This is a genomic window from uncultured Tateyamaria sp. (genome assembly GCF_947503045.1).
Classification (GTDB): Bacteria; Pseudomonadota; Alphaproteobacteria; order Rhodobacterales; family Rhodobacteraceae; genus Tateyamaria.
Window position 1 is genome coordinate 251,543 of record NZ_CANNCF010000005.1, and the last position, 23,934, is coordinate 275,476.

The window sequence follows — 23,934 nt, forward strand, 5'->3', positions numbered from 1 at the left end:
CAAAATAGGGTGATAACCGCCCGTTTTTGTTGAAACCCTCGACATAGCCACGATATCTGGTGGTTTTCTCTTCACAGTCGCGTTTTCTTTGCTACACTCTGCGCCATGAGGCGGGTGTGTCGTGCTGCCAATATATCGGCACACCTGAACGCAGAAACACATAGTGATGTGCCCGCGCATAGGAAAAAGCGGGCGCTCCGGTGAAGGGGGTCAGTTCATGTTAAGAAAAAATGGGATGCTCAAATTCGCATTGGCGCTGGCCTGCGGGCTTGGCATGCTGAGCGAAAGTGCATCCGCACAAGACGTCGCGCGGGGCGAGCAGTCCGGTCGCATTCAGTGGGGGATTTGGATTGACCCCGACGGGTGTATGCACTGGATGGCTGATGGTGGCATTGAGCAGGTGCAGGTGAACCGTCTGGACCCGAAATCGGGCAAGCCGGTCTGTGTGCGTCAGAACACATGCTTTGTCGGGGATTCCGACACGATGTTTGCCACCGACAGCTCGAAACTGAATGCCGGTGCGCGTGAAAAGCTGCGCAAGGTCTTTTCCCAGAATGGCGTGTTCGGATACGCCGTCTATGGCCACACCGACAGCCGGGCTTCCAACGCCTATAACCAGACGCTGTCCGAACATCGCGCCCGCTCTGTGGCCAATGTTGGCCGCTCTGTAGGGGCCGTGATCGAGCGTGAGATCGGGTTCGGCGAGACCCGCCCACGGGCATCCAACTCAACGGCAGCCGGGATGAAGAAAAACCGGCGCGTCGAAGTAATCTGCTACAGGTGGTAAACATGGCTCACAAAACAATTATTCCGCTCGTCATGGCCGCGGGTCTGTTGTCTGCCTGCGCAGAACCAGGCACGGGCCTCAAGGCCTATTCCGGCCCGGATGACTATATCGCCATCGCAGCAGACCGGGGCATCGATTCCACGGCGTCACGCAATGACAATGCAGGGATCGCGATCACGCCAGACGGTTGTCAGACATGGTATATCGACGACGGGGTCGAGGCGCGTGCGTCGAACCGTCTTGATCCAGTGTCGGGCCTGCCGGTCTGTAGTGCCGCGGCGGCACCGGGCACCGTGCTTGGGCCATATCGCTCAGGGACACAGGGTGTGCGGGATCGCGTGCCACGTCGTCCGGCCAATGTGCGCACCGAACAGGTTGTTGTGCGTCAAACAAAGGGCCATGGCCATGTTGTTCACCCCGTTGAAACACCGCACAACTGACTTTGCGGAGTGATCCAAAAAATGAGCCGCGCGAGACTGTCTCGCGCGGTTTTTTTGTTGTTTTCCGCCCGCATGCCTTGCTGCTGCCGCACAGGCTTGGCACCATCCCCGAGACTCACCAGAAAGGATGCATCACTTGAGCACTGTCACTGCGACCGAAGCTCTGCTTGAATTTCCCGACAACAGACTGTTGATCGATCTTTGCGGACCCTATGACGGGCACCTCACCGCCATAGAAACTGCACTGGATATCCAGATCGTCAGACGTGGCAATGTGTTGGTTCTATTGGGCGACGAGATGGCCCAGACCCGCGCCAAAGAGGTTCTTCAGGCCCTGTATCTGCGCCTTGAAGGCGGCAAAGAGGTCGCACCGGCGGATGTGGACCGCGAATTGCGCATGGGCGGGTCGGAACAGGACACCGGCACCCATGATGGTGACCAGTTGGAAATGCCCGTCGGCAACCGGATCGAGATCAAGACCCGCAAAAAGCTGGTCGAACCGCGCACGGACGCCCAGAAGGCCTATGTGCAGTCGCTCTTTGACAATGAACTGGCCTTTGGCATCGGACCAGCGGGCACGGGCAAGACCTATCTGGCCGTGGCCGTTGGCGTGTCGATGTTCATTCAGGGCCACGTGGACAAGATCATCCTCTGCCGCCCTGCGGTCGAGGCGGGCGAGCGCCTTGGCTTTCTGCCCGGCACGCAGGAGGAAAAGGTCGATCCCTATATGCAGCCTCTTTACGACGCGCTGAACGACTTTCTGCCGGGCAAGCAATTGGCCAAGCTGAAAGAGGAAAAGACCATCGAGATTGCGCCGCTTGCGTTCATGCGCGGACGTACGCTGTCGAACGCCTACGTGGTGCTGGATGAGGCGCAGAACGCCACCACGATGCAGATGAAGATGTTTCTGACCCGGCTGGGCGAGGGGTCGCGCATGGTCATCACCGGGGACCGCACGCAGATCGACTTGCCACGTGGCGTACCATCGGGGTTGTGGGATGCGGAACGATTGCTGAAATCGGTGCCCAAGATCAGCTTTAACTACTTCACGTCCAAGGACGTTGTGCGCCACCCGCTGGTCGCAGCCATCATCGAAGCCTACGAGGCGGATACCGAGGCAAGCTGAGCCCAAACGAAAACGGACGCCCTGCGAGGCGTCCGTTTCAATCTCATAGTCTCAGATCGCTCAGGCGTTGCGGCGACACACAAGGCCAAAGGCACCCAGACCGGCCAGCAGCAGGGGCAGACCTGCTGGCAGTGGCACGGGTGGCAGCACGTCTTCGGTGATCCCGGCATACTTCACTTGCGACTGCGAGAAGTTGTAAAAGCCGAACGCACCATCGGTGAACAGGCTTCCGTGGGTGGCCGACGAATAGCTGATTTCGAGAACGCCATCGACAAAGACCTCGATGAGGTTGTTGGTGAAAGTCAGATCGAAGTTGTACTCTTGCAGATCGTTCCAGCCGGTCGACCCAAGGTTGGTTCCGCGCGCCACTTCGTTGATCGGCGCGGCGTGGTTCCACCAACCGCCTGTGCCTGAGCCGCTTGTGCCGGTCAGATCGCCAGAAACATGGCTAAGCGCAAGGCCGTCAACGGCCGGGTTCTGGTCATTCTGTTTCCAGTCGATCAGCCAGAAATCGGCGTTGGTGCTGTTGATCTCGTTAGCCTGATACCCAAGCACAAAGCCGATGAAATCATCGTCACCGCCGGTGAGAACTTCGATCGACCCGCTGAGCTGTTTGCCTTGGGCGTTGGCACCCGCGACGGTTGCATCGTAGAAAACCGTCGGATTGCCGTTTTGCGACTGGATCACCGAGTCGTTGCCCGTCTGAACGGTCCACGTGCCGGCGCCATTATTTGGAAGACCGTTTTCGGCCCAGCCCGTCAAATCAACGGGAGCTGCATGCGCCGCGCCCGCGAGCAAGACAGCAGTGGTCGTCATTGCAATAAGCTTTTTCATCATTATCGAACTCCAATATAGATCTCTCAATTCAAATTAACTTTTATCAATCGTTTACGGAAGTCGCCACAGTGAATTCTCGATTCCGCCACATTTTCTGGCGTCTTTCTACCATAGCGATAGTCGTTCCCCGAATAGAGGCGAATGGCGAAACAATATGCTGCCGTTTGTGTGGATTGATGCCACTCACCTTGTGTGGATTGATGCCGCTCACCCCACTGACTTTCGGCCCGAGGCGCGGTATGCGCAGCCATGATTGATGTGATTCCTGATGATGCGCGCTGGGACGCTTTCGGCCTTGCGGCAGTGGCCGAACAGGCGGTTGCGACAACCTTGCGCGGGCTTGATCTTGACCCTGCCCGGGTTGAGGTCGCGATCCTTGGCTGTGACGATGCGCTTATCGCAACGCTGAACGCAGATTTTCGGGGCAAACCCACCCCCACAAACGTGCTGAGTTGGCCGGAAGAGGATCTGAGCCCTGACATCGAGGGCGCACCGCCCCATGCCCCGACACCCGACCCGGACGGTACAATCAGCCTTGGCGACATCGCGATCGCCTATGACACCTGTGCGCTCGAAGCCGCCGGACAGGGCAAGCCGATGCGCGATCATGTGACGCATCTCATTGTGCATGGGACTTTACACTTGCTGGGCTATGACCATATCCGTGACCTTGACGCCACGCGTATGGAAGCACTTGAGGTCAAACTACTTGGCATCATGGGGGTCCCTGACCCATATTGAGGTGATCAAAAGGGGGCCCGCCTTTGGGCTCTCAGTGAACTGGACAGGAGCCAATGGGCGAAAACGACGGATCGTCTGGCGCAGCGCCCCGCGCGCAGTCAGACAATGACACGGACATACCTGTCCAGAATGGTGGCTTTTTCGCACGCGTTATTGGTGCGCTTTCCCCATCCGAGGTGACGGTCGAGGAAGAGACCCAGTCCAGCCCACGCCCGCAAGCCCACGGCATGATCAACCTGCGTCGCATGCGGGTCGAGGATGTAGCGGTTCCGACGGCCGACATCACCGCCGTGCCCGACACCATTTCGCTTGAGGAACTGGTCGACAAGTTCAAGGAAAGCGGGCTGACCCGCCTGCCGGTATTCGAGGGCACGCTGGATTCACCCATCGGTTTTGCCCACCTCAAGGACATCGCGCTCAACTACGGCTTTAATGGTGGCGGCAAGGATTTCGATCTGCGCGCAGGATTGCGCCCGCTGGTCTTTGTGCCACCCTCGATGACCATCGGCGTGCTCTTGACCAAGATGCAGACCGAACGGCGTCACATGGCGCTGGTGATCGACGAATACGGCGGGGTGGACGGGCTGGTCACCATCGAGGACCTGATCGAACAGGTTGTCGGCGAGATCGAGGATGAACACGATGTCGAAGACGATGTGATGTTCACCCGCGAAAAGACCGGCTGCTACCTGGCGCTGGCCAAGACCCCGCTGGACGAATTCGAGGCCGAAATCGGCATATCGCTGACCACCCATGATGACGTGGACGAGGAAGAGATCGAAACCCTCGGGGGTCTTGTCTTTATGCTGGCGGGCCGTGTGCCGGGGCGCGGCGAAGTTGTGCTGCACCCGGATGGGCCGGAATTCGAAGTGATCGACGCCGACCCGCGCCGGATCAAGCGGCTGCGCGTGCGACTTCAGGGGCGGGACGCCGGGGAATGATCCCTGTGGTGGCCCGCATTACGGCCCTGCCGCGCTGGGCTGGCCTTGTGCTGGCGATTGCTTTGGGGGCTTGCGGGGCGCTTGCCCATGCGCCGTTTTCATTTGCTGCCGTGATCTTTGTCCCGCTTTTGGCGGGTTTCGTGTTGCTTGGCGCCTCTGCCAGTGTGCGCACGGCCTTGCTGAACGGATGGGCGCTTGGCCTTGGCTATTTCGCGCTGACGCTGAGTTGGATCACTGAGCCGTTTCAGGTTGATGCCGCAACCACGGGCTGGATGGCTCCCTTTGCGCTGATTTTGCTGGCCCTGCTTTTGGGCAGTTTCTGGGCGGGCGCACTGGCTCTCGCACGTTGGTTGGGCGGCCGTCCTTGGATGCTGGCGCTGACATGGGCGGGTGCCGAGATGCTGCGCGCCTATGTCTTCACCGGCTTTCCCTGGGCCACGCCTGTACAGGCTCTGATTGACGTGTGGGCGCGGCAGGGGCTGGCGTGGCTGGGCCCACATGGGCTGACGCTGGTACTGATGGGTTTTGTCGCCGCGCTGATGTCGGTGCCCACGGGCAGGGCACTATGGAGTGCACCGATCATCGCTGTCGCCGCCCTTTCCCTGCTCCCCGTGTCGGATCGCCCGATGCCCGAAACCGGGCACATTATACGACTGATCCAGCCCAATGCCCCGCAAGATGAGAAATGGGACCCGGAAAAGATCCCGCTCTTTGTGGATCGCCAGATCGGATATACCGCCGCACCGGGCGCGCCCGATCTGATCATCTGGCCGGAAACCGCGCTGCCTTATCTGGCCGAAAACGCGCAAGTGGTCTTTGACGTGATTGGCGAAGCGGCGGGCGGGGTGCCTGTTGTGCTCGGCATTCAGCGCCGCTCGGAGGCGGACTATTTCAACAGCCTCGTCGTGCTCGATGACACCGGGCAGATCGTGCAAAGCTATGACAAGCACCACCTTGTGCCCTTTGGCGAATACATGCCCGCAGAGTGGCTGTTTCGCCGGATCGAAATCGGCGGATTGGCAGCGCGGGCCGAGGGCGGCTATGCCGCAGGGCCGGGGCCGCAATTGCTCGATTTCGGCGCATTGGGCACGGCGCTGCCGCTGATCTGTTACGAGGCGGTCTTTGCCCACGATGTGAGCGGTGCGCCGGAACGGCCAAGCTTTTTGATGCAACTCACCAATGATGCGTGGTTCGGGGCGCGTTCGGGGCCGCAGCAGCACCTCGCGCAAGCGCGGATGCGGGCCATCGAACAGGGGCTGCCCATGGTGCGCGCAGCCAATACAGGCATTTCGGCGGTGATCGACCCGCGCGGACGCATCACCGCCGCCCTTGGGCTGAACACCGCAGGCTATCTGGATGCCGCATTGCCCAGCCCGGATGCGGCGACCCTTTATGCCCGCACGGGTGATCTGCCTTGGGCCATTGTCCTGCTTGGCGGCGTTTTGGTGGCCCTGTTGCGAAGGGCGCGCACCGCGCGACCGCTCAGGCATTGACGCGAACAGGCCGGGCGCGTAAGTGCGTCCGAAATCGTCACAACGGCTTCCTGGCGTGGCGCATGCATTCATAAATGGAGCACTTATGTCCCGGCAAAACTATACCTTCACTTCGGAATCCGTTTCCGAGGGCCACCCCGATAAAGTCTGCGACCGCATTTCCGACGCCGTGCTGGACGCCTTTCTGGCCGAAGAACCCGAAGCCCGCGTGGCCTGCGAAACCTTTGCCACGACGGATCGTGTCGTCATCGGCGGTGAAGTGGGACTGAGCGATCAGGACAAGCTGAAAGACTATATGGGCAAGATCGACGAGATCGCGCGCGCCTGTATAAAGGACATCGGGTACGAGCAGGACAAGTTTCACTGGAAAACCTGCGAAATCACCAACCTGCTGCACGAGCAGTCCGCCCATATCGCCCAAGGTGTGGATGCAGCCGACAACAAGGACGAGGGTGCTGGTGATCAGGGCATCATGTTCGGCTTTGCCACCCGCGAAACGCCCGAACTCATGCCCGCCCCGATCCACTACGCCCACGCGATCCTGCGTCGCCTCGCCGAGGTCCGCAAGAACGGGACAGAGCCTGCCCTTGGCCCCGACGCCAAATCGCAGCTGTCGGTGATCTACCGCGATGGCAAACCTGTCGGCGTGTCGTCGCTGGTGCTGTCGACACAGCACCTTGATGAAAGCCTGAGCAGCGATGACATCCGCGCCATGGTTGCGCCCTACATCGAAGAGGTCCTGCCCGATGGCTGGTTGAGCGACGAGACCGAGTGGCACGTGAACCCCACCGGCAAGTTCGTAATCGGCGGCCCTGACGGGGACGCGGGCCTGACAGGTCGCAAGATCATCGTGGACACCTACGGTGGCGCTGCACCGCATGGCGGCGGTGCGTTTTCGGGCAAGGATCCCACCAAGGTTGACCGCTCGGCTGCCTATGCAGCGCGCTATCTGGCCAAGAACGTGGTGGCCGCGGGATTGGCCGATAAATGCACGATCCAGCTCAGCTATGCCATCGGCGTGTCCAAGCCGCTGTCGATCTATTGCGACACATTCGGCACCGGTCAGGCGGAAAACGCTGCGATCGAAGCTGCCGTGGCCCAGGCGATGGACCTGACGCCGCGTGGCATCCGCCAGCACCTGTCACTGAACCGCCCGATCTATGAGCGCACTGCGGCTTACGGGCATTTTGGCCGCGCGCCGGACGCGGATGGCGGGTTCAGCTGGGAGCGGACGGACCTTGCGGACGCGCTGCGCGCCGCTCTCTGATCGGGGTGGCCGGGCGCGCTGCGGGCGCGATCACCAAACGGTGCTTGGTATTTGAGGGTCGTCTGGCCTAGCCTTTCTGTGTCTTACGAAAGGTTTTGCCACATGCCCCTGCGCCCGTTCCGCCATCTCATTGCCCTTGCCGCGTTCATGGCTTGCACAAATCTTGCCATCGCGCAGGAGAGCGAAACCCCGGACGCGCAGGAAGCACCCGGCGCACTGGAGGCTCCGGATGCGCCAGAGGCACCCCTCGCGTCCGAACCGCCCATGACAATGGTGCGCATGGCCCAGATCATCCGGGCCATCGACCCCGAAGCACAAGCGGCAGGCAACGCCATTCAGTTCATCATCGATGACATCCCCGTCGTGGTAATTGCCGATCCCGGGGCCAACAGGATGCGCGCCATGGTGCCGATCCGCTCGGCGGCAGGGCTCAGCTCGGACGAGTTGATGCGGCTGATGCAGGCCAATTTCGACACGGCCCTCGATGCGCGCTACGCCGTGGCGCAGGGGCGCCTTTGGGGGGTGTTCATCCACCCGCTCAGCTCGCTTGAAAAAGACCAGCTGTTGTCCGCGTTCATCCAGACCATCAACGTGGCGCGCACCTATGGGCAGACCTATTCCGGTGGCGCGCTGAGTTTTGGGGGCGGAGACAGCAACGGCATCTATCAGGAATTGCTGAAAGAATTGCAGGAGTTGGGTGAAGAAATCTGAGGGTCTAGACCTGTACGGTCTGTTGTCCGCCTTTCGTTTCATCGCTCGCGTCGGGTGTTTCCTGTGTCTTGGCACCCGGGCATGGGTCGAAGGCATAGAATTGCCACGATCCGCAACGAATCGCCGAACGCTTCCGATCTGGGATTTCCGTGCTGAAACAGACGCTTCTACCTCTGATAGAGATTGTGGCAGAACTGTGTTTACGATTTGGCCCCAATGTGTCGGCTTTACAGCGACAATGTGCCCTCGCGTCGACAAAGGCCAATTTCTCTTGATTTCTTGAAGATTTTGGCGCTTCACGTAGGGTAAAGCTGGCATGAACAGCGAATGTTTGTTAAAGATTTGGCACTGTTTTAGTGAGTAGGTAACGAAATGAAACTGTATCTTACGACATTGTCCGCCGCGATGGTTCTCGCCGGTGCGGTAAATGCTGCGACAGTAACGTCTTACGATGAGGCGATTGACGGTGATGGCGGCAACGGGCCGCTGGCGGCAACGTCGCTGGGCAAGCTTTCCAACTTCGGTGACGTGATCAACGTTGTCGGTGGAACGGATGCCGACAATGGCGACGTGCGTGACATGTACAAGTTTTCGTCCTCCGTGGATTTTGATATCTCGCTGTCTGCCTTTTCTGTCACCGCAGCACGTTCCGCATGGCGTCTTTATGTGGATGATGGCTCGTTCAACGGGCGTGACGACTCCTTGGCAAGCAACTTTACGGGGACCGGGTTCACTGGGCCGCTGTTCGGTACTCAATCGGCTGGATCGTACTTTTTCCGCATCGCCGAACCTGATGCTGGTGTGGTCGCGAACTACGCGTTCAACATCACCGCCGTGAGCGCAGGGCCTCAATTGCAACAAGACCCGTCTCCTGTACCACTGCCCGCCGGTTTGCCGCTGTTGATCGGTGGTCTTGGCGCACTGGCCTTCATGCGTCGCCGCGCAAAGGCGTAAGCCGCGCAGGGTGTGAGGTTCGCCCACACGCGACGTGATACAATAAATGCGAAAATAGGGCTGGGTTACCGGCCCTTTTTGTATTAAGGGCACCGTCTAACGAAACCCAAAGACCGGCGGAGACAACCGCACGGCCAGAAACAACACCTAAAGGAAACCGACGCCACATGGCTGATAAAATGATGGAGGAATTCGAAGCCCTCCTTGAAGAAAGCTTCGAAATGGACACACCCGAAGAAGGGTCTGTCGTCAAAGGCAAAGTTCTCGCAATCGAAGCGGGTCAGGCCATCATCGACGTAGGCTACAAGATGGAAGGCCGCGTCGAACTCAAAGAATTCGCAAATCCCGGTGAAGCCCCCGACATCTCCGTTGGAGATGAAGTGGAAGTCTTCCTGCGCTCGGCTGAAAACGCCAAGGGCGAAGCGGTCATTTCTCGTGAGATGGCGCGCCGTGAAGAAGCCTGGGATCGTCTGGAAACCGCTTACGCTGGCGAAGCGCGCGTCGAAGGCGCGATCTTTGGCCGTGTCAAAGGTGGCTTTACGGTCGACCTCGGCGGTGCCGTGGCGTTCCTGCCCGGCTCTCAGGTTGACGTGCGCCCCGTGCGCGACGCTGGCCCGCTAATGGGTCTGAAGCAGCCGTTCCAGATTCTGAAAATGGACCGTCGCCGGGGCAACATCGTTGTGTCGCGTCGTGCGATCCTCGAAGAATCCCGCGCCGAACAGCGCGCCGAAGTCATTGGCAACCTCACCGAAGGTCAGACTGTCGATGGTGTGGTCAAGAACATCACCGAATACGGTGCGTTCGTGGACCTTGGCGGCGTAGACGGCCTGCTGCACGTTACAGACATGGCATGGCGTCGTGTGAACCACCCGTCGGAAATCCTGACGATTGGCGAAACGATCAAGGTGCAGGTCATCAAGATCAACAAGGAAACACACCGCATTTCGCTGGGTATGAAACAGCTGCAGGAAGATCCATGGGATCTGGTAGCGGCGAAGTACCCGCTGGAATCCTCGCATACCGGTCGTGTCACCAACATCACCGATTACGGTGCCTTCGTTGAGCTGGAGCCCGGCGTTGAAGGTCTGGTGCACGTCTCCGAGATGTCTTGGACCAAGAAGAACGTCCACCCCGGCAAGATCGTGTCCACCTCGCAAGAGGTCGAAGTCATGGTTCTGGAAATCGACGGCGCCAAGCGTCGCGTGTCTCTGGGCCTGAAACAGACCATGCGCAATCCATGGGAAGTGTTTGCAGAAACACACCCCGAGGGCACCGAGGTCGAAGGCGAAGTCAAGAACATCACCGAATTCGGTCTGTTTGTTGGCCTCGAAGGCGACATCGACGGCATGGTTCACCTCTCCGACCTCAGCTGGGATCAGCGCGGTGAAGAAGCGATCCAGGATTACCGCAAGGGCGACATGGTCCACGCGGTTGTGTCCGAAGTCGACGTCGAGAAAGAGCGCATCTCGCTCTCGATCAAGGGCGTTGGTGGCGACAAGTTCGCCGAAGCGGTGGGCGGCGTGAAGCGCGGCTCGATCGTGACGGTCGAAGTGACAGCGATCGAAGATGGTGGTGTCGAAGTGGAATATGAGGGCATGAAATCCTTCATCCGCCGCTCTGACCTCAGCCGTGACCGTGCCGAACAGCGCCCCGAGCGTTTCTCGGTTGGTGACAAGGTTGATGTGCGCATCACCAACATCGACAGCAAGACCCGTCGTCTGGGTGTGTCCATCAAGGCGCGCGAGATCGCAGAAGAGAAAGAGGCCGTCGAACAGTATGGCTCCTCAGACTCTGGCGCGTCCCTGGGCGATATCCTTGGCGCGGCGCTGAAAACCGACGACTGAGGGTTGCTCCGCGGGGCGCCATCGAAATGAACGAGAAAGGGGGGCCAGCGCGGCCCCCCTTTTGCATGTCCATGATCCAATTTGCGGCACCGAATCAATGAACCCCGTGCCACTGCCTTCGCGCGGAAGTTGGACGCGCGCAGCGCCGCCCTTGGCCAATTTGGCTGGCACCGGGCCCGAATGATTGCGTTTGGCGGCGTAAAAACCCGCTTAGACCAACGCCTTGCTATTCACGGCCCGCATTATTGTTCCTATAGTCTGAGTCGAAATTGGAACAAGACGTTGCATCGTTTTGGGGGGGAAATGCCATGATCCGGTCAGAACTGATCCAGAAAATCGCCGACGAAAACCCACACCTCTATCAGCGCGATGTCGAACGCATTGTGAATACCATCTTTGATGAGGTCACGGACGCGATGGCGCGGGGGGACCGGGTCGAGTTGCGCGGCTTTGGCGCGTTCTCTGTCAAAAAGCGTGACGCCCGTGTCGGGCGCAACCCGCGCACCGGGGAAACCGTTGATGTCGAGGAAAAGCACGTGCCGTTTTTCAAGACCGGCAAGCTGCTGCGTGATCGTCTGAACGGGAAAGCCTGATGCGCTACATCCGCTATGCCTGCATCGCGGTTTTTGCGATCGCGCTGATTGCTGTTGCCTTGGCCAATCGCGGCCCGGTCACGCTGAAGCTGCTGCCTGACGAGATTGCGGGTTTGTTTGCCGTTGCTCCTACCGTCCAATTGCCGCTGTTTCTGGTGATCTTTGGCGGTATTCTGACCGGCCTTCTGGTTGGGTTCATCTGGGAATGGATGCGCGAATATGCGGTGCGTGCCGAAAACGCCCGCAATGCCCGCGAAGTCCGCCGCCTCGAACGAGAGGTCAAACGCCTCAAGTCTGAAAAGCACGAAGGCCAGGACGAAGTGCTGGCCCTGCTGGACGAGGCAAGCTAGACCGACACCATGTCGGACGTTTCTGTGAAAATCTGCGGCCTGAGCCGTGCCGAGCACGTGTCTGCTGCTGTTGAGGCGGGGGCCAAGTATGTCGGCTTTGTCTTTTTTTCCAAATCCCCGCGCAATGTGAGCCTGGAAACAGCCCGTGATCTGGCGCTGGACGTCCCGCCGGGCGTGGCCAAGGTCGCGCTGGTGGTCAATCCGGATGACGCCTTTCTTGATGCGCTGACAGCCACTGTACCGCTGGACATGTTGCAATTGCACGGCGCAGAGACCCCCGAACGTGTGGCTGAGATCAAGGCGCGCTACGGCTTGCCGGTGATGAAAGCCGTGGGCGTGGCCGATGCCAGCGACTTGCCTGTCTTGGATGACTATGCCCTCGTGGCGGATCAATTGCTGGTGGACACCAAACCCCCCAAGGACGCGGACCTGCCTGGGGGGAATGGCGCGGCCTTTGACTGGACGCTGATTTCCGGGCGGCGTTGGCCGGTGCCATGGATGCTGGCCGGCGGTCTGACCCATAACAATGTGGCCGAGGCTGTGCGCATCACCGGCGCGCGGCAGGTCGATCTCAGCTCGGCCGTGGAAACGGCGCCGGGGCAAAAGGACAGTGGCCTGATCCGTCAGTTTCTGGCCGTCACGCAAGAGATATGAGCGTTCAGTTCCGCGCAGCCACCCTCGATGATCTACCCGACGTGCTCGCGCTGATGGCCGATGATGTGCTGGGGGCAACCCGAGAGGTGCCGGAGATCGCGCCATACCGCGCCGCTTTTCAGAGCATGGAGCGTGAGGGCAACAACCACCTGATCGTTGGCACAAGCGACGGGCGGATCGTGGCGACCTACCAGATCACCTATATCTCGGGCCTGTCCCTGCGGGCCGCACGGCGCGCGCAGATCGAAACGGTGCGGGTGGCCAGCGACTTGAGGGGGCAGGGGATCGGTGCGCTGATGATCGCGGATGCCGAGGCCCGTGCGCGCGCCGCAGGCTGTACGCTGATGCAACTGACGATGAACAAACGTCGCACCGATACCGCACGGTTCTACCAGCGCCTCGGCTTTACCCCTTCGCATATCGGGTATAAACGCGATCTGATCTGAACGCGCGAGGGCCAAGATGGCAAACGACCTTTTCAACTCATTCATGACCGGCCCGGACGAAAACGGGCGGTTCGGTGACTTCGGCGGGCGGTTCGTGTCCGAAACGCTGATGCCGCTGATCCTGGCCCTTGAGGAAGAGTACGAAAAGGCCAAGACGGACGAGTCGTTCTGGGCCGAGATGGATTTCCTGTGGAAGCATTACGTGGGACGCCCCAGCCCGCTTTATCATGCGGAGCGCCTGACCGAGCATCTGGGCGGCGCCAAGATCTACATGAAACGGGACGAACTGAACCACACCGGCGCGCACAAGATCAACAACGTGCTGGGCCAGATCATCCTCGCCCGCCGTATGGGCAAAACCCGGATCATTGCCGAAACCGGCGCGGGGCAGCACGGTGTGGCCACAGCCACGGTCTGTGCGAAATTCGGTTTGAAATGCGTGGTTTACATGGGTGCGCATGATGTTGAACGTCAGGCCCCCAACGTGTTCCGCATGAAGTTGCTGGGTGCCGAAGTGATCCCGGTGACCTCCGGGCGGGGCACGCTCAAGGACGCGATGAACGACGCGCTGCGCGACTGGGTGACTAATGTGCGCGACACGTTCTACTGCATCGGCACCGTGGCCGGGCCGCACCCGTACCCGGCGATGGTCCGCGATTTCCAAAGCATCATCGGCAAGGAAGTGCGCGAACAGATGGTCGAGGCCGAAGGGCGCTTTCCCGACACATTGATCGCCGCCATTGGCGGTGGGTCCAACGCGATGGGCCTGTTCTTCCCTTTCCTCGACGACAAAGAGGTCGGCATCATCGGCGTCGAGGCGGGCGGCAAGGGCGTGAACGCCAAGATGGAGCATTGCGCCTCGCTTACCGGCGGACGCCCCGGCGTACTGCATGGCAACCGCACTTACCTTTTGCAGGACGATGACGGGCAAATCCTCGAAGGGTTCTCGATCTCGGCTGGCCTCGACTATCCCGGTATCGGCCCAGAACATGCGTGGCTGCACGAGATTGGGCGCGCGGAGTATGTCTCGATCACCGACAGAGAGGCGCTGGAGGCGTTTCAGCTCTGCTGCACGCTCGAAGGGATCATTCCCGCGCTGGAACCCAGCCACGCACTGGCCCATGTGATGAAGATTGCACCGGACCTGCCGGCCGACCACATCATCTGCATGAACATGTGCGGGCGGGGCGACAAGGACATCTTTACAGTGGCCCGCGCCCTTGGCTTTGACATGACCGGGCCCGAAGGGCGCAATGTCGAGTGAAACTTTCGGTCTGATCCGCGTCACACGGCTCTAAACTCCAGTTTATGCATCTAAACCCTGTGCCCATGGCGCGGGGTCTAAACTTGTGCTCGATAGGAAACGGGATCGCATCATGACTGTTTGAACGACGTCCGGAATATATCCGGTCTGTTATCAAAAGGATGAAGCAATGAAACAGATTTTCCTCGCCACGGCAGCAAGTGTGACCTTGGCCTCGATGGCCCTTGCCCAGAGTTTTTCAGACAGGGTGATCGGCCAGTTTCAGGACCTCGGGTACACGCGTATTGAAGTCAAGAATGGCCCGACACAAACCAAGGTCGAAGCGATCAGGGGCACCCAGAAGGTCGAGGTCATCTATGATCGTGCGTCTGGCACTGTGGTCAAGCAAGAGACTGAACAGGTGTCAGCCACTGACGACACCGCGCCTGGCATTGAAGTCGACACGCGGGACCGTGATTTCCTTCGTGATCGGGGAATTCGTAACCGTTCGGATGATGATGACGACCGGGACGATGATCGCGATGACGACCGAGATGATGATCGCGATGACGACCGAGATGATGATCGCGACGACGATCGGGACGATGGTCGCGATGACGATCGGGACGATGACCGCGATGACGACAGCGACGACGACTGAGCTTGCCCCTCCATGCGGTTCATCGTGCTTGGTTGGCTTTTTGCCCTGTGTTGTGCAAGCTGCGACGTAAAGGTGGGAAATCATAACGCATGTCCAGATGGCGCATGATATTTGCAACCATGTTGCTCTTGGCCTTGCTTGTTGACGGTGTTCCAGTGCGCGCCGCTGGGCCCGTCGATACGGTCGTGCAACAACTTGTCGACCAAGGGCTTGAAAAAATTACGGTTTCTCGGACGTTTCTGGGGCGTACAAGGATAAAGGCCTCTGGCGCTGCCGGTCGGCGCGAAATCATCATGAACCCCAATACCGGCGAGATCCTGCGTGATTATTGGGAAATCAGAAAGCGGCGCGACAAGGGCGACGCTGATGATTTTGACGACGACGACGACGACGACGATGATGACGACGACGATGACGATGACGATGATGATCGCGATGACGATGACCGCGATGACGATGACGATGACGATGATCAGGACGATGACAACGACAACAGCGGACCGGGTAACCGGAACGGCGGTTCCGAGGATGGGGATGATCACGATGATGATTAGGTCAACGCGGAGCGCACCTGCGTAAACACATGGCAAGACGCGTAGTTATCATCTTGGTGCTTGGTCTTCAGGTGGTGGCGGCGTCGCTGTTTATGTTCGATTTGATGATCCCGATCCTGGGTATCCCTGTCATTCTGGACTGGACCTTGCACGAGGTCATCGAATTGACGGCCGCAATCAGCCTGATCGTGGGAGTGGTCATGGGGACATTGTTATTGCGGCGTATTGAGGAACGGGCGGAGCGGGTGGAATCCCAGTTGCGCGCAGCCTCCGGTGCTTTTGCAGAGCTGATGCAGGACCGTTTCGAGGAATGGGAGCTGACCCCGTCCGAGCGCGACGTTGCACTTTTTTCCATAAAAGGGCTGAGTATTCAGGACATTGCGGCCATACGTGAGGTATCCGAAGGAACGGTCAAGGCGCAGACAAATGCGATCTACCGCAAGGCCGGAGTGTCTGGACGTCCACAATTGCTCAGCCTGTTTATCGAAGACTTGATGGATGGCCCGATCACCTAGGCCGCGTGTTGCTGCAGCACGTCCAGCGGCACGACGTCAAGCGCGCGCATATGTGTTGCCTCAAGGCTGACCTTGGGCGCGCAGCCTTCGTCATGGGCCTGCAGGAAACGCGCTGCACAGAGGCACCAGCTGTCCCCCGGTTTGAGCCCGGCAAAGCGGAATTCGGGGCGCGGCGTGCTGAGGTCATTGCCCACATATTTGGAAAAGGCGAGGAACTCGGCCGTCATCACTGCGCAGACCGTGTGGCTGCCCTGATCGGCGGCGCAGGTGTTGCAATGCCCGTCGCGAAAGAAGCCTGTGACCGGGTCCATGCCGCAGGCCGACAATTCGGTGCCCAGCACGTTGACGCTGTCATCTGGCTCCATGATCCTAGTCCTTTGTTGCGGCCACGATTTCGCGGAACATGTTGATATTGCTCTCGCTTACGCCGTCTTCGCGGAACTGTCGGTCCGCCGCCGTGGTGACGACAACGACGCCCGCTGCCTGATCAATATAGAGGTATTGGCCGTAAATTCCACGGCCCATGAACTCTCCGTCATTGGCGTCCACCGGGATCCACCACTGATAGCCATAGCGGATTTCGCCCGGGTCGGTCCGGGCGCTCGCGACGGTCGAGGCGGCGATCCAGTCGGCGGGCACGATCTGGCGTCCTTGCCATGCGCCGTTCTGCAGGATCATCTGCCCAAAGCGAGCGTAATCGCGCGTTGTGACGTTGAGCCCGCCCAGCACAAAGGCAACGCCGACCCCGTCGGTGAGGTAGAACGGCGTCTGTTCGAGGCCAAGCGGCTGAACCAGCTTTTCGCTCATCAGATCCGCAATATCGCGCCCCGTCGCACCCCGCACAACCATGCCCAGAACATGGGTGTCGATCGAGGTGTATTGCCAGGTTTCGCCGGGCGCGGCAAAGCTCTCGCTCAGGCCCGCCGCAAAGTCATCCATCTTGCCGCCCAAGGCAAGGATACGGCCCATCCGGTTGATATCGCTGTCATAATCGAGATAGTCCTCGTCAAAGGTGATCCCGCTCGACATCTGCAGAACGTTGAGAACACTCGCTCCGTCATAGGCGCCACCGGCGAGAGAGGGCGCGTATTTTGTGACCGGATCGTCCAGCGAGCCGATGGCCCCTTCGTCCACCAGAATGCCGAACAGCGCAGACAGGTAGCTCTTGGCGACCGACCAGCTGATCCGGCGGTCGTCGGGGCTGGTGCCTTGATAATAGGCCTCGTGCACGATCTGCCCGTCCTTCAGGACCAGAACGGAGGTGACAGTGCGCGCGCTGACCCAGTCCGCGTAGCTGCCGGGCATCTCCATCTGATCGCCTTCGGGCAGGGGGCTGACGGGGCCGTCGCCCTTGTGGACATCACGGTGGAGAAATGCGCTGTCCATGTTCGAAAAGTTCGACACAATGCGGTCTTCGTTAAACAGCGAATTCACTGCAAGCAGGCGCGTGATCTCTTCCCGCTTCCACAATCCGACCAGAACAGCCGCAGTTATCAACGCCGCGCCGATGCGGACTATCCATTTCAGGACCTTGCGCATGTAATCTTCCCCATTTGTCCTAACCTACCCTTAACTGACGGCGCGCCGCAGGTCGGCCCGCCCATTTGATCCAGCGCCCGTGAAAATCTGCACGCCCCAGATGCAGCGTCAGATCACCCGGCCAAAGCCGCAGGGTGAGGGCGGCCCCAATGGCACCGGTTGCGTCCCCATCGGTTTCCATCTGCATCCATGCCAGCGGCGTGGTGGGCGTGGCACGCGCGCCTGCGGCCTCGATCAGATCGGTGCCGCGCTTTTGCGCCTCTGCCGGAAAATACTGCCAGGCGACGGTGTGCTGGATGATGTGCAGATGCCCCTCAGGTGCTGCCTCAAGACGCGTCGCCAACCAGTTGATTGCATCGCCTTTTTCGACAAGGGCATCCATCACGGAGGCTGCCGCCTTGGTCAGCGCCAGACGATGTGGTTGATCTGCCCAAAGATATGCGGTGAGGCGCAACAGGTCTGCAGGGTCGTTTGGATTCAAGGGGTTGAGATCAACACCTGATCTGTTCACAACCTGTGGATAAGCCTGCTGTGGCGCGGCACCCGTCCAATCGGGCTCGAGGGTCAGGACCGCGTCCTTGGGCCCCAAACGGGCGCTGCCGGTGTCGAGTGCAAAGTGATCCCACATCAGGTTCAGCCCGCCGCTGGCGCCGAGTTCGGACAACACGATGGGCCGATCGAAATGGGACAGCGTCACATGAGCCATGGCCATCAGCGCGGCACTACGGCGGACTTCGTTGGTTTGCGGCGGGCTTTGGGTCCAGTCGATCAGGAAATCCTGATGCGTTTTCAAGGCGATTAGCACGGCCTCTTCAAGCTGTGCATCGCTGCTCGTGTTGGGCGGGTAGGCGGCGCGTAGACCTGCGTCGCGATCCTGCAGGACCAGCGCGTGCAACCCGCCGCAGATGCGCAATGGCAGGGAATGTCCGGCGGGGCCGATATCGCCCTGATATTGCGCCATTTTCTGCCCCAACGCGCTGTCTGCATCCCAGTTTTCCGCCAGGATGCGCAGCACGCGGCCCATAAGGGGAGAGCCCATTCGCGTGCAGGTGTCGGACTGGTCGCGGAAGGCCTGAAGGAGGCTCATGTAAAGCGGTCCATGAGTTTTTGCAGGGTGGTGCGGGTGTCCGGGGGGGGAGTCGTTTCCGGCGCGGAAGCCTTTGGTTTCACGGGCGTTTTCTCGCCTGTGCCCGAGCGGGGCGGGGACAGGCGCAGGCCCACGGCGTTCATGAACTTGGCCCCGTCGCCACGCGCCAGATGCGGCGCGCCGTCCGAGCAGCCGCGCAGCACATCGTCCAGCCAGTCCGCATCCGCCTTGGGAAAGTCGCGCAGCACGTAGCCCGGCACCGCGTCCTTGTGGCCGGGATGTCCGACGCCCAGACGCACGCGCCCGTAGTCGGCCCCGATATGGGCATGCACCGAGCGCAAGCCGTTATGGCCCGCATGTCCGCCACCCATTTTCCACTTTACCTTGCCCGGCGCGAGATCGATTTCGTCATGCAAAACAATGACATCCTCGGGCTCCAGCTTGTAGAACCGCATCGCGGCCCCGACCGAGTCACCGGACTTGTTCATATAGGTTTCGGGCTTGAGCAGGACGGCGCGGTCGGAGCCAAAGCGTCCTTCGCTGATGACGCCCTGATGCCTGGATTTCCAGCCCGGAAAGCCGTGATCGGCGGCGATTCTGTCCAGCGCCATGAAGCCGATATTGTGCCGGTTGTGCGCGTATTTCGCACCCGGATTGCCAAGGCCGACGATCAGTTTCATGGAGGTCTCCGCCTGTTTGCCGCTGTGCAGCATACGCCCGCGCGGATGGGCGAACAAGGACCGTACGCGCAACGGGGCGGGGGCGTCAGTTGACGCCGCGTTGTTTTGGAAGCGTTAACGCCATGAAAACAAGGCGAATCGGCGAGTCACACTCCGTGCACAGACTGTGCACACCCTGTGCACCACCCGGCATACGATTGGGCGGATTGGGGCGGGTTAACGCAGCGTGCGCTGCGAAATGTTGATGAAAGGTTAAGGGCCAAAAGAGCGTTCTCAGGCGGGCCAATTTGTCGATCGCAGCCTCATGTCCCCCATCATTTTGTCCAAATTTTAACAAAATTGAAGGGTATTCATTCTCAACTGAACCCAAAGCCTGTGGTGCGTCCTGCTGCACCCCTGCTTGCTGTCTATCTGGTGCTGTCGATGTTTGCGAAGAAGTTGAAATCCGTGATCCTGTCCTGCGTGCTTGTTGCGAGTTCCGCCAGTGCGGGTCTTGCGGCCACGCATATCCTTGGGGATGTGACGGGCGGTGCGAGCACGACGCAGACCTTGAGCGTGCAGACGCTTGATTTCATTGAATTCACCGTGGGTACATCTGGTGGTCCGGCGACCGAGTTGACCATTTCCGTGACCAGCGCGCCGCGCAGCAACTTCCGCGAGATCATCGCCCTCTATTCCGGATCGACCCTTGTTGCGCAAAGCACGCGCGGGTCGGGCAATGGCGGCGGCGGGACAACCCTGTCGTTCCTCGGTGTAGATGCGCTGGCGAGCGGCTCTTATTCGCTGGGCGTCAGTGCTTGGAAGGCGTTTTTCACTGCCGACAAGGCAGATGCCAGATCGACTGCGTTCTTCAACAACGGCATCTACACTGCTGACTTTTCGTCCCCAGTAAGCCCGGTGCCGCTGCCCGCGGGTGCGGTGATGCTGCTGAGCGGTGTTGGCGCCTTTGCCGTTGCACGGCGCAAGATGCGTAAAGAGCGGGTCTGACGCCTTTCCGGCCCCTCACTTACCGCACAAACCCCTGATCCCATTGAAAAAGGCCGCCCCGGGCAGGAGCGGCCTTGATCTGGTCAGCAGATATGAGTCGGCTTATGCCTCTTCGGTCCGCTCTGTTGCTGGCACGTCGGCTGCATCGACGTCTTCTGCTTCGCCTTCTTCCTCATCGTCGGCGGCGCGCAGGCCGGACGGAGCAGAGATGTTGGCGATCACAAAGTCGCGGTCGATCGTTGGTTTCGAACCTTCAGGCAGGTTCACCGACGAAATGGTGACGTTGTCGCCGATTTCCAGTTCGGAGACGTCGATGGTGATGAATTCGGGGATGTCCCCGGCGGTCACGATCAGTTCGACTTCGGGACGGATCAGCGTCAGCACGCCACCCTTCTTGAGGCCGGGCGAGACGTCTTCGCCTGCCACTTCGACACCGATGAACAGGTTGATCTTGGTGGTCCGCTTGAGACGCATGAAGTCCACGTGAGTGGGCAGGTCCTTGACCACATCGCGCTGCACGTCACGGCAGATGACGCGCACGTCGTCGTGGCCGTCGACCTTCATGTTGAACAGGGTCGATTTGAACCGGCCTGCGCGCAACATTTTCAGCAGCTTGTTAAAGGGCAGATTGATGGGCAGCGGATCTGTGTCGCCGCCAAATACAATCCCCGGAACCATGCCGTCGCGGCGTGCCTGACGAGCGGCGCCCTTGCCTGTCCCCGTCCGTTCCAGAGCTTCGAGATCAGGAATCTCTCCAGCCATGATAATTCTCCAATTTGTAAGGGCGGGATGCCTCCAAGGCTGTCACCCCGCGTGAAGTGCGCGCTATAGACCGGATTGGTCGAGTTGAAAAGTGCAAATGCAGCGTGGTTTGGGCTGGACGGGGCAGGGGCCACGTGGCACCGCTTGCTGATGCGGATTTGGGACGACCTTTATGCCTCGCGGCGCGCGCTTGCCGCCTTTGCCGTGATCGGCATCGGCTGGGCGAGTTTTTCGGCGCAGATGCCTGTGATCAAGGCCCAAGTCGGCGTCGGCGACGGGTTCTGGGGGACGCTGATCCTGATGGGCTCGACCGGGGCGCTGATGGCGATGTGGCTGGCGCCGCTGGTCTATCGGTTGCTGGGCACATGGGCGCTGATGGCCGGTATCTCGTTCATGATCCTCGGGTTTCTGGTGACCGGGCTGGCGCAGGACCCGATGGTTGTCGGCTTTGGTCTGTTTCTGGCCGCCGCCGGGTCGGGTGTGGGCGATGTTCTGGCCAATGCCGAGGTCAGTGAGGCTGAATCCGAGACCGGGCGCAGTCTGATGAACCTAAATCACGGGCTGTTTTCCCTGACTTATGCGATGGCCGCGATCTGTGTCGGGTTCGCGCGCGAGGCGGGCTTTGGCCCCTTTGCCGTCTTTGCCGGGATGGGTGTGGTGGTGGCCGTTTTGATGATTTGGATGCGGCTGCCGGATCGGCGCAATATCGAGGACGAAGCAGTTGAGGCTGCAGGCATGCCGCGCGCGCTGGTCTGGGTTGGTGGCATTGTGGTGCTGGCCGCCTTTCTGGGCGAGGCGGCGTCCGAGGGGTGGTCGGCCTTGCATCTTGAGCGCACGCTGGGCGGTGGCCCCGCCGAAGGTGCGCTGGGTCCGGCCCTGCTGGGCACCGGCATGGCATTGGGTCGGCTTGGGGCGCATCTGTTTGGTGCGGGCTGGCCGCCGATCCGGGTGATGATCATTGCCGCGTGCCTCGCGGGTGTGGGTCTTGCGCTGGCCGGGGCGGCGCCTTCGCTGCCGGTGGCCTATGTGGGCTTTTTGCTGGGTGGTCTGGGCGTTTCCGTTGTGGGCCCGCTGGCCCTGGGCCTTGTGGGGCAGGCGGTGTCGGCGCGTCATCGGCTGGCCGCGATTTCACAGGCGGCGGCGCTGGGTTATGCCGCGTTTTTCCTAGGTCCGGTGGTGATGGGGTACGTGGCCGAGTTGTTCGGCCTGCGCGCGTCGTTTTACGTGATTGGGGCGGTGATGCTGGTGGTGGCGGCGGTGCTGGTGCCGGCATGGGCGCGGATGCTGGCGGGACGTGAAGCACCCGCGCGCTGAGCCGGGGCAGCGGCTGCCCGCGGAAGGCCGCAAAACGGGCAATACGACGCGGTTTATCGGGATCATTTGCCTATTGGGTCCGAGCATGGCGCCAACGGCAAAGTAGCGGCCGCCCGGGGGGGGGGCGGGCAGCCGCTGGCACGGCGGCCTGCGGCCTTGATTCCGTGCCGGTGCTATGGCTGCCAGCGCCCTTCAAACCCTTCGGGGACCAGCAGGTTGTGCCGCCCCAAATCGGTGACTTGCGTCTCTCCGCACAGCGCCATGGTGATGTCGAGTTCCTTGTGGATCACGCTGAGCGCCTTGCTCACACCCTCTTGACCCATCGCGCCCAGCCCGTAGATGAAGGCGCGCCCGATAAAGGTGCCCTTGGCCCCCATGGCAAGCGCCTTGAGCACGTCCTGGCCCGAACGGATACCGCTGTCGAGATGCACTTCGATCTTGTCGCCGACCGCGTCCATGATCGCGGGCAGCATGCGGATCGAGCTGAGAGCGCCGTCAAGCTGCCGCCCGCCGTGGTTGGAGACGACAATCGCATCCGCCCCGACCTGCAGCGCCATTTTCGCGTCCTCGGCATCGAGTATGCCTTTGAGGATGAGCGGACCGCCCCACTGTTTTTTGATTTCCTTGACGTCTTCCCAGTTCAGCTTTGGATCGAAACTTTCCGCCGCCCAGACCGAAAGCGATGACATGTCGCTGATGCCGTCAATGTGGCCGACGATATTGCCGAACTGGCGGCGTTTGGTTTGCGCCATCCCCGCGATCCAGCGCCATTTCGTGGCCAGATCGATGATATTGCCCAGCGTCGGGCGGATCGGGATGGTCAACCCGTTGTGGATGTCCTTGTGCCGTTGCCCGAGAATTTGCAGATCGAGCGTCACCACAAGGGCAGAGCAGTTCGCGGCCTTGGCCCGCTCGATCACGCGCTTGGTGTAGTCCTTGTCCTTCATCGCATAGAGCTGGAACCAGAACGGTTTGGAGGTGTGCTCCGCCACGTCTTCGATCGAACAGACGGACATCGTGGACAGGGTGAAGGGAACGCCAAAGGCCTCGGCCGCCTTGGCTGCGAGGATCTCACCATCCGCGTGTTGCATCCCCGTGGAGCCGACCGGGGCGAGGGCCACGGGCAACGCCACATCCTGCCCGATCATCTGGGTTTTCGTGCTGCGCCCGGTCATGTCGACAGCGACGCGCTGGCGCAGCCGGATCTGGTCGAAATCGGACGTGTTTTCGCGGAAGGTCTGCTCGGTCCAGGACCCGGATTCGCAGTAATCAAAGAACATCTTGGGCACGCGCCGCTTATAGATGCGCTTGAGATCGTCGATATTGGTGATGACGGGCACGGGCAAACCTCGCATATTGGTCAGGTTTCATTACCAATTCGACAAGTTGGGATCAATCTCCTTTTTGA

At 60.4% G+C, this 23,934-nt stretch carries 26 protein-coding genes, 1 pseudogene and 1 riboswitch; of the genes and pseudogenes, 19 read left to right on the top strand and 8 right to left on the bottom strand.

Translation table 11 applies throughout. The features are described 5' to 3' along the window. The first annotated feature begins 217 nt into the window (after positions 1-217). The 3 genes from Q1A89_RS19965 to Q1A89_RS19975 all read left to right on the top strand — a co-directional run bounded on the left by Q1A89_RS19965 (position 218) and on the right by Q1A89_RS19975 (position 2,353). Complete coding sequence (locus Q1A89_RS19965) at positions 218-787, top strand: OmpA family protein (RefSeq protein ID WP_299732701.1); 570 nt, start codon at positions 218-220, stop codon at positions 785-787. A gap of 2 nt (positions 788-789) precedes the next feature. Further along, complete coding sequence (locus tag Q1A89_RS19970) at positions 790-1,227, top strand: hypothetical protein (RefSeq protein WP_299732704.1); 438 nt, start codon at positions 790-792, stop codon at positions 1,225-1,227. 127 nt (positions 1,228-1,354) lie between these two features. Beyond that, a complete protein-coding gene (locus Q1A89_RS19975) occupies positions 1,355-2,353 on the top strand; it encodes a PhoH family protein (RefSeq protein ID WP_299732707.1) in 999 nt (332 codons plus the stop codon). A 60-nt stretch (positions 2,354-2,413) separates the two neighbouring features. Here Q1A89_RS19975 and Q1A89_RS19980 read toward each other — a convergent pair whose 3' ends face one another. Next, a complete protein-coding gene (locus tag Q1A89_RS19980; RefSeq protein WP_299732710.1) occupies positions 2,414-3,190 on the bottom strand; it encodes a VPLPA-CTERM sorting domain-containing protein in 777 nt (258 codons plus the stop codon). A 249-nt stretch (positions 3,191-3,439) separates the two neighbouring features. Here Q1A89_RS19980 and ybeY point away from each other — a divergent pair, with 249 nt between their 5' ends. The 13 genes and pseudogenes from ybeY (at position 3,440) to Q1A89_RS20045 (ending at position 15,088) form a co-directional block, all read left to right on the top strand. Beyond that, positions 3,440-3,931: an rRNA maturation RNase YbeY gene (gene ybeY, locus Q1A89_RS19985; protein WP_299732713.1), complete on the top strand. Its 492-nt coding sequence runs from the start codon at positions 3,440-3,442 to the stop codon at positions 3,929-3,931. Between the two features lie 53 nt (positions 3,932-3,984). Then, positions 3,985-4,872 (top strand): hemolysin family protein, encoded by an 888-nt coding sequence (locus Q1A89_RS19990; RefSeq protein ID WP_299732715.1) that lies wholly within the window; start codon positions 3,985-3,987, stop codon positions 4,870-4,872. Next, the gene (gene lnt / locus Q1A89_RS19995) at positions 4,869-6,365 is read left to right on the top strand and encodes an apolipoprotein N-acyltransferase (RefSeq protein WP_299732718.1); all 1,497 of its coding nucleotides are present in this window, start codon (positions 4,869-4,871) and stop codon (positions 6,363-6,365) included. The genes Q1A89_RS19990 and lnt overlap by 4 nt, the downstream gene beginning before the upstream one ends. Before the next feature lie 31 nt (positions 6,366-6,396). Further along, positions 6,397-6,447, top strand: a riboswitch (SAM-SAH riboswitch). A gap of 3 nt (positions 6,448-6,450) precedes the next feature. Next, on the top strand, positions 6,451-7,632 hold the full coding sequence (gene metK / locus Q1A89_RS20000) for a methionine adenosyltransferase (RefSeq protein WP_299732721.1): 1,182 nt from the start codon (positions 6,451-6,453) through the stop codon (positions 7,630-7,632). A 102-nt stretch (positions 7,633-7,734) separates the two neighbouring features. Then, the gene (locus Q1A89_RS20005; RefSeq protein ID WP_299732724.1) at positions 7,735-8,343 is read left to right on the top strand and encodes a hypothetical protein; all 609 of its coding nucleotides are present in this window, start codon (positions 7,735-7,737) and stop codon (positions 8,341-8,343) included. 372 nt (positions 8,344-8,715) lie between these two features. After that, the gene (locus Q1A89_RS20010) at positions 8,716-9,297 is read left to right on the top strand and encodes a VPLPA-CTERM sorting domain-containing protein (protein ID WP_299732727.1); all 582 of its coding nucleotides are present in this window, start codon (positions 8,716-8,718) and stop codon (positions 9,295-9,297) included. Positions 9,298-9,458: 161 nt separating this feature from the next. Then, positions 9,459-11,141 (top strand): annotated as a pseudogene (rpsA, locus tag Q1A89_RS20015) (30S ribosomal protein S1); the annotation flags it as partial. A gap of 308 nt (positions 11,142-11,449) precedes the next feature. Then, positions 11,450-11,734 carry an integration host factor subunit beta gene (gene ihfB, locus Q1A89_RS20020; RefSeq protein ID WP_299732729.1) on the top strand — a complete coding sequence of 95 codons (285 nt, stop codon included), beginning with the start codon at positions 11,450-11,452 and terminating at the stop codon, positions 11,732-11,734. Further along, entirely contained in the window at positions 11,734-12,084 is a 351-nt protein-coding gene (locus tag Q1A89_RS20025) for a LapA family protein (RefSeq protein WP_299732731.1), read from the top strand. The genes ihfB and Q1A89_RS20025 overlap by 1 nt, the downstream gene beginning before the upstream one ends. A 9-nt stretch (positions 12,085-12,093) precedes the next feature. Continuing rightward, entirely contained in the window at positions 12,094-12,738 is a 645-nt protein-coding gene (locus Q1A89_RS20030; RefSeq protein WP_299732733.1) for a phosphoribosylanthranilate isomerase, read from the top strand. Beyond that, a complete protein-coding gene (locus tag Q1A89_RS20035) occupies positions 12,735-13,184 on the top strand; it encodes a GNAT family N-acetyltransferase (protein WP_299732736.1) in 450 nt (149 codons plus the stop codon). The genes Q1A89_RS20030 and Q1A89_RS20035 overlap by 4 nt, the downstream gene beginning before the upstream one ends. Positions 13,185-13,200: 16 nt before the next feature. Then, the gene (gene trpB / locus Q1A89_RS20040; RefSeq protein ID WP_299732739.1) at positions 13,201-14,448 is read left to right on the top strand and encodes a tryptophan synthase subunit beta; all 1,248 of its coding nucleotides are present in this window, start codon (positions 13,201-13,203) and stop codon (positions 14,446-14,448) included. Positions 14,449-14,617: 169 nt separating this feature from the next. Next, positions 14,618-15,088: a PepSY domain-containing protein gene (locus tag Q1A89_RS20045; RefSeq protein ID WP_299732742.1), complete on the top strand. Its 471-nt coding sequence runs from the start codon at positions 14,618-14,620 to the stop codon at positions 15,086-15,088. An 80-nt stretch (positions 15,089-15,168) separates the two neighbouring features. On the opposite strand, the gene Q1A89_RS20050 is transcribed toward Q1A89_RS20045, so the two are convergent. After that, complete coding sequence (locus Q1A89_RS20050; protein WP_299732745.1) at positions 15,169-15,630, bottom strand: hypothetical protein; 462 nt, start codon at positions 15,628-15,630, stop codon at positions 15,169-15,171. A 68-nt stretch (positions 15,631-15,698) separates the two neighbouring features. Between Q1A89_RS20050 and Q1A89_RS20055 the strand changes: the two genes are divergently transcribed. After that, positions 15,699-16,157 (top strand): helix-turn-helix transcriptional regulator, encoded by a 459-nt coding sequence (locus tag Q1A89_RS20055; RefSeq protein WP_366524513.1) that lies wholly within the window; start codon positions 15,699-15,701, stop codon positions 16,155-16,157. On the opposite strand, the gene Q1A89_RS20060 is transcribed toward Q1A89_RS20055, so the two are convergent. Genes Q1A89_RS20060 through pth form a run of 4 tightly spaced genes read right to left on the bottom strand, consistent with a single transcriptional unit; the run spans position 16,154 to position 19,463 of the window. Next, positions 16,154-16,522 carry a DUF2237 domain-containing protein gene (locus Q1A89_RS20060; RefSeq protein WP_299732751.1) on the bottom strand — a complete coding sequence of 123 codons (369 nt, stop codon included), beginning with the start codon at positions 16,520-16,522 and terminating at the stop codon, positions 16,154-16,156. The two genes, Q1A89_RS20055 and Q1A89_RS20060, sit on opposite strands and share 4 nt — an antisense overlap. Before the next feature lie 4 nt (positions 16,523-16,526). Continuing rightward, on the bottom strand, positions 16,527-17,696 hold the full coding sequence (locus Q1A89_RS20065; protein ID WP_299732754.1) for a serine hydrolase: 1,170 nt from the start codon (positions 17,694-17,696) through the stop codon (positions 16,527-16,529). A 19-nt stretch (positions 17,697-17,715) separates the two neighbouring features. Beyond that, complete coding sequence (locus Q1A89_RS20070) at positions 17,716-18,783, bottom strand: DUF2332 family protein (RefSeq protein WP_299732757.1); 1,068 nt, start codon at positions 18,781-18,783, stop codon at positions 17,716-17,718. Continuing rightward, a complete protein-coding gene (gene pth, locus Q1A89_RS20075) occupies positions 18,780-19,463 on the bottom strand; it encodes an aminoacyl-tRNA hydrolase (protein ID WP_299732760.1) in 684 nt (227 codons plus the stop codon). The genes Q1A89_RS20070 and pth overlap by 4 nt, the downstream gene beginning before the upstream one ends. 339 nt (positions 19,464-19,802) lie before the next feature. On the opposite strand from pth, the gene Q1A89_RS20080 reads away from it, so the two are divergent. Continuing rightward, positions 19,803-20,450 carry a VPLPA-CTERM sorting domain-containing protein gene (locus Q1A89_RS20080; protein ID WP_299732763.1) on the top strand — a complete coding sequence of 216 codons (648 nt, stop codon included), beginning with the start codon at positions 19,803-19,805 and terminating at the stop codon, positions 20,448-20,450. 102 nt (positions 20,451-20,552) lie between these two features. Here the strand turns inward: Q1A89_RS20080 and Q1A89_RS20085 are convergent, their stop codons facing one another. Next, positions 20,553-21,212: a 50S ribosomal protein L25/general stress protein Ctc gene (locus tag Q1A89_RS20085; RefSeq protein WP_299732766.1), complete on the bottom strand. Its 660-nt coding sequence runs from the start codon at positions 21,210-21,212 to the stop codon at positions 20,553-20,555. 75 nt (positions 21,213-21,287) lie between these two features. On the opposite strand from Q1A89_RS20085, the gene Q1A89_RS20090 reads away from it, so the two are divergent. Further along, the gene (locus Q1A89_RS20090; protein ID WP_299732769.1) at positions 21,288-22,526 is read left to right on the top strand and encodes an MFS transporter; all 1,239 of its coding nucleotides are present in this window, start codon (positions 21,288-21,290) and stop codon (positions 22,524-22,526) included. A 173-nt stretch (positions 22,527-22,699) separates the two neighbouring features. Here the strand turns inward: Q1A89_RS20090 and Q1A89_RS20095 are convergent, their stop codons facing one another. Then, positions 22,700-23,866, bottom strand: coding sequence for an alpha-hydroxy acid oxidase (locus Q1A89_RS20095; RefSeq protein WP_299732772.1), 1,167 nt, complete (start codon positions 23,864-23,866; stop codon positions 22,700-22,702). Positions 23,867-23,934 lie beyond the last annotated feature (68 nt).

Bases quoted from the DNA above. Each gene is read 5' to 3' on its own strand.
- Q1A89_RS19990 (WP_299732715.1), top strand. From the start codon at position 3,985: ATGGGCGAAAACGACGGATCGTCTGGCGCAGCGCCCCGCGCGCAGTCA.
- lnt (WP_299732718.1), top strand. From the start codon at position 4,869: ATGATCCCTGTGGTGGCCCGCATTACGGCCCTGCCGCGCTGGGCTGGC.
- metK (WP_299732721.1), top strand. From the start codon at position 6,451: ATGTCCCGGCAAAACTATACCTTCACTTCGGAATCCGTTTCCGAGGGC.
- Q1A89_RS20010 (WP_299732727.1), top strand. From the start codon at position 8,716: ATGAAACTGTATCTTACGACATTGTCCGCCGCGATGGTTCTCGCCGGT.
- ihfB (WP_299732729.1), top strand. From the start codon at position 11,450: ATGATCCGGTCAGAACTGATCCAGAAAATCGCCGACGAAAACCCACAC.
- Q1A89_RS20005 (WP_299732724.1), top strand. From the start codon at position 7,735: ATGCCCCTGCGCCCGTTCCGCCATCTCATTGCCCTTGCCGCGTTCATG.
- Q1A89_RS20045 (WP_299732742.1), top strand. From the start codon at position 14,618: ATGAAACAGATTTTCCTCGCCACGGCAGCAAGTGTGACCTTGGCCTCG.
- Q1A89_RS20085 (WP_299732766.1), bottom strand. From the start codon at position 21,212: ATGGCTGGAGAGATTCCTGATCTCGAAGCTCTGGAACGGACGGGGACA.
- Q1A89_RS20065 (WP_299732754.1), bottom strand. From the start codon at position 17,696: ATGCGCAAGGTCCTGAAATGGATAGTCCGCATCGGCGCGGCGTTGATA.
- Q1A89_RS20025 (WP_299732731.1), top strand. From the start codon at position 11,734: ATGCGCTACATCCGCTATGCCTGCATCGCGGTTTTTGCGATCGCGCTG.
- ybeY (WP_299732713.1), top strand. From the start codon at position 3,440: ATGATTGATGTGATTCCTGATGATGCGCGCTGGGACGCTTTCGGCCTT.
- Q1A89_RS19980 (WP_299732710.1), bottom strand. From the start codon at position 3,190: ATGATGAAAAAGCTTATTGCAATGACGACCACTGCTGTCTTGCTCGCG.
- Q1A89_RS20030 (WP_299732733.1), top strand. From the start codon at position 12,094: ATGTCGGACGTTTCTGTGAAAATCTGCGGCCTGAGCCGTGCCGAGCAC.
- Q1A89_RS19965 (WP_299732701.1), top strand. From the start codon at position 218: ATGTTAAGAAAAAATGGGATGCTCAAATTCGCATTGGCGCTGGCCTGC.
- Q1A89_RS20070 (WP_299732757.1), bottom strand. From the start codon at position 18,783: ATGAGCCTCCTTCAGGCCTTCCGCGACCAGTCCGACACCTGCACGCGA.
- pth (WP_299732760.1), bottom strand. From the start codon at position 19,463: ATGAAACTGATCGTCGGCCTTGGCAATCCGGGTGCGAAATACGCGCAC.
- Q1A89_RS20060 (WP_299732751.1), bottom strand. From the start codon at position 16,522: ATGGAGCCAGATGACAGCGTCAACGTGCTGGGCACCGAATTGTCGGCC.
- Q1A89_RS19970 (WP_299732704.1), top strand. From the start codon at position 790: ATGGCTCACAAAACAATTATTCCGCTCGTCATGGCCGCGGGTCTGTTG.
- Q1A89_RS20035 (WP_299732736.1), top strand. From the start codon at position 12,735: ATGAGCGTTCAGTTCCGCGCAGCCACCCTCGATGATCTACCCGACGTG.
- trpB (WP_299732739.1), top strand. From the start codon at position 13,201: ATGGCAAACGACCTTTTCAACTCATTCATGACCGGCCCGGACGAAAAC.
- Q1A89_RS19975 (WP_299732707.1), top strand. From the start codon at position 1,355: ATGCATCACTTGAGCACTGTCACTGCGACCGAAGCTCTGCTTGAATTT.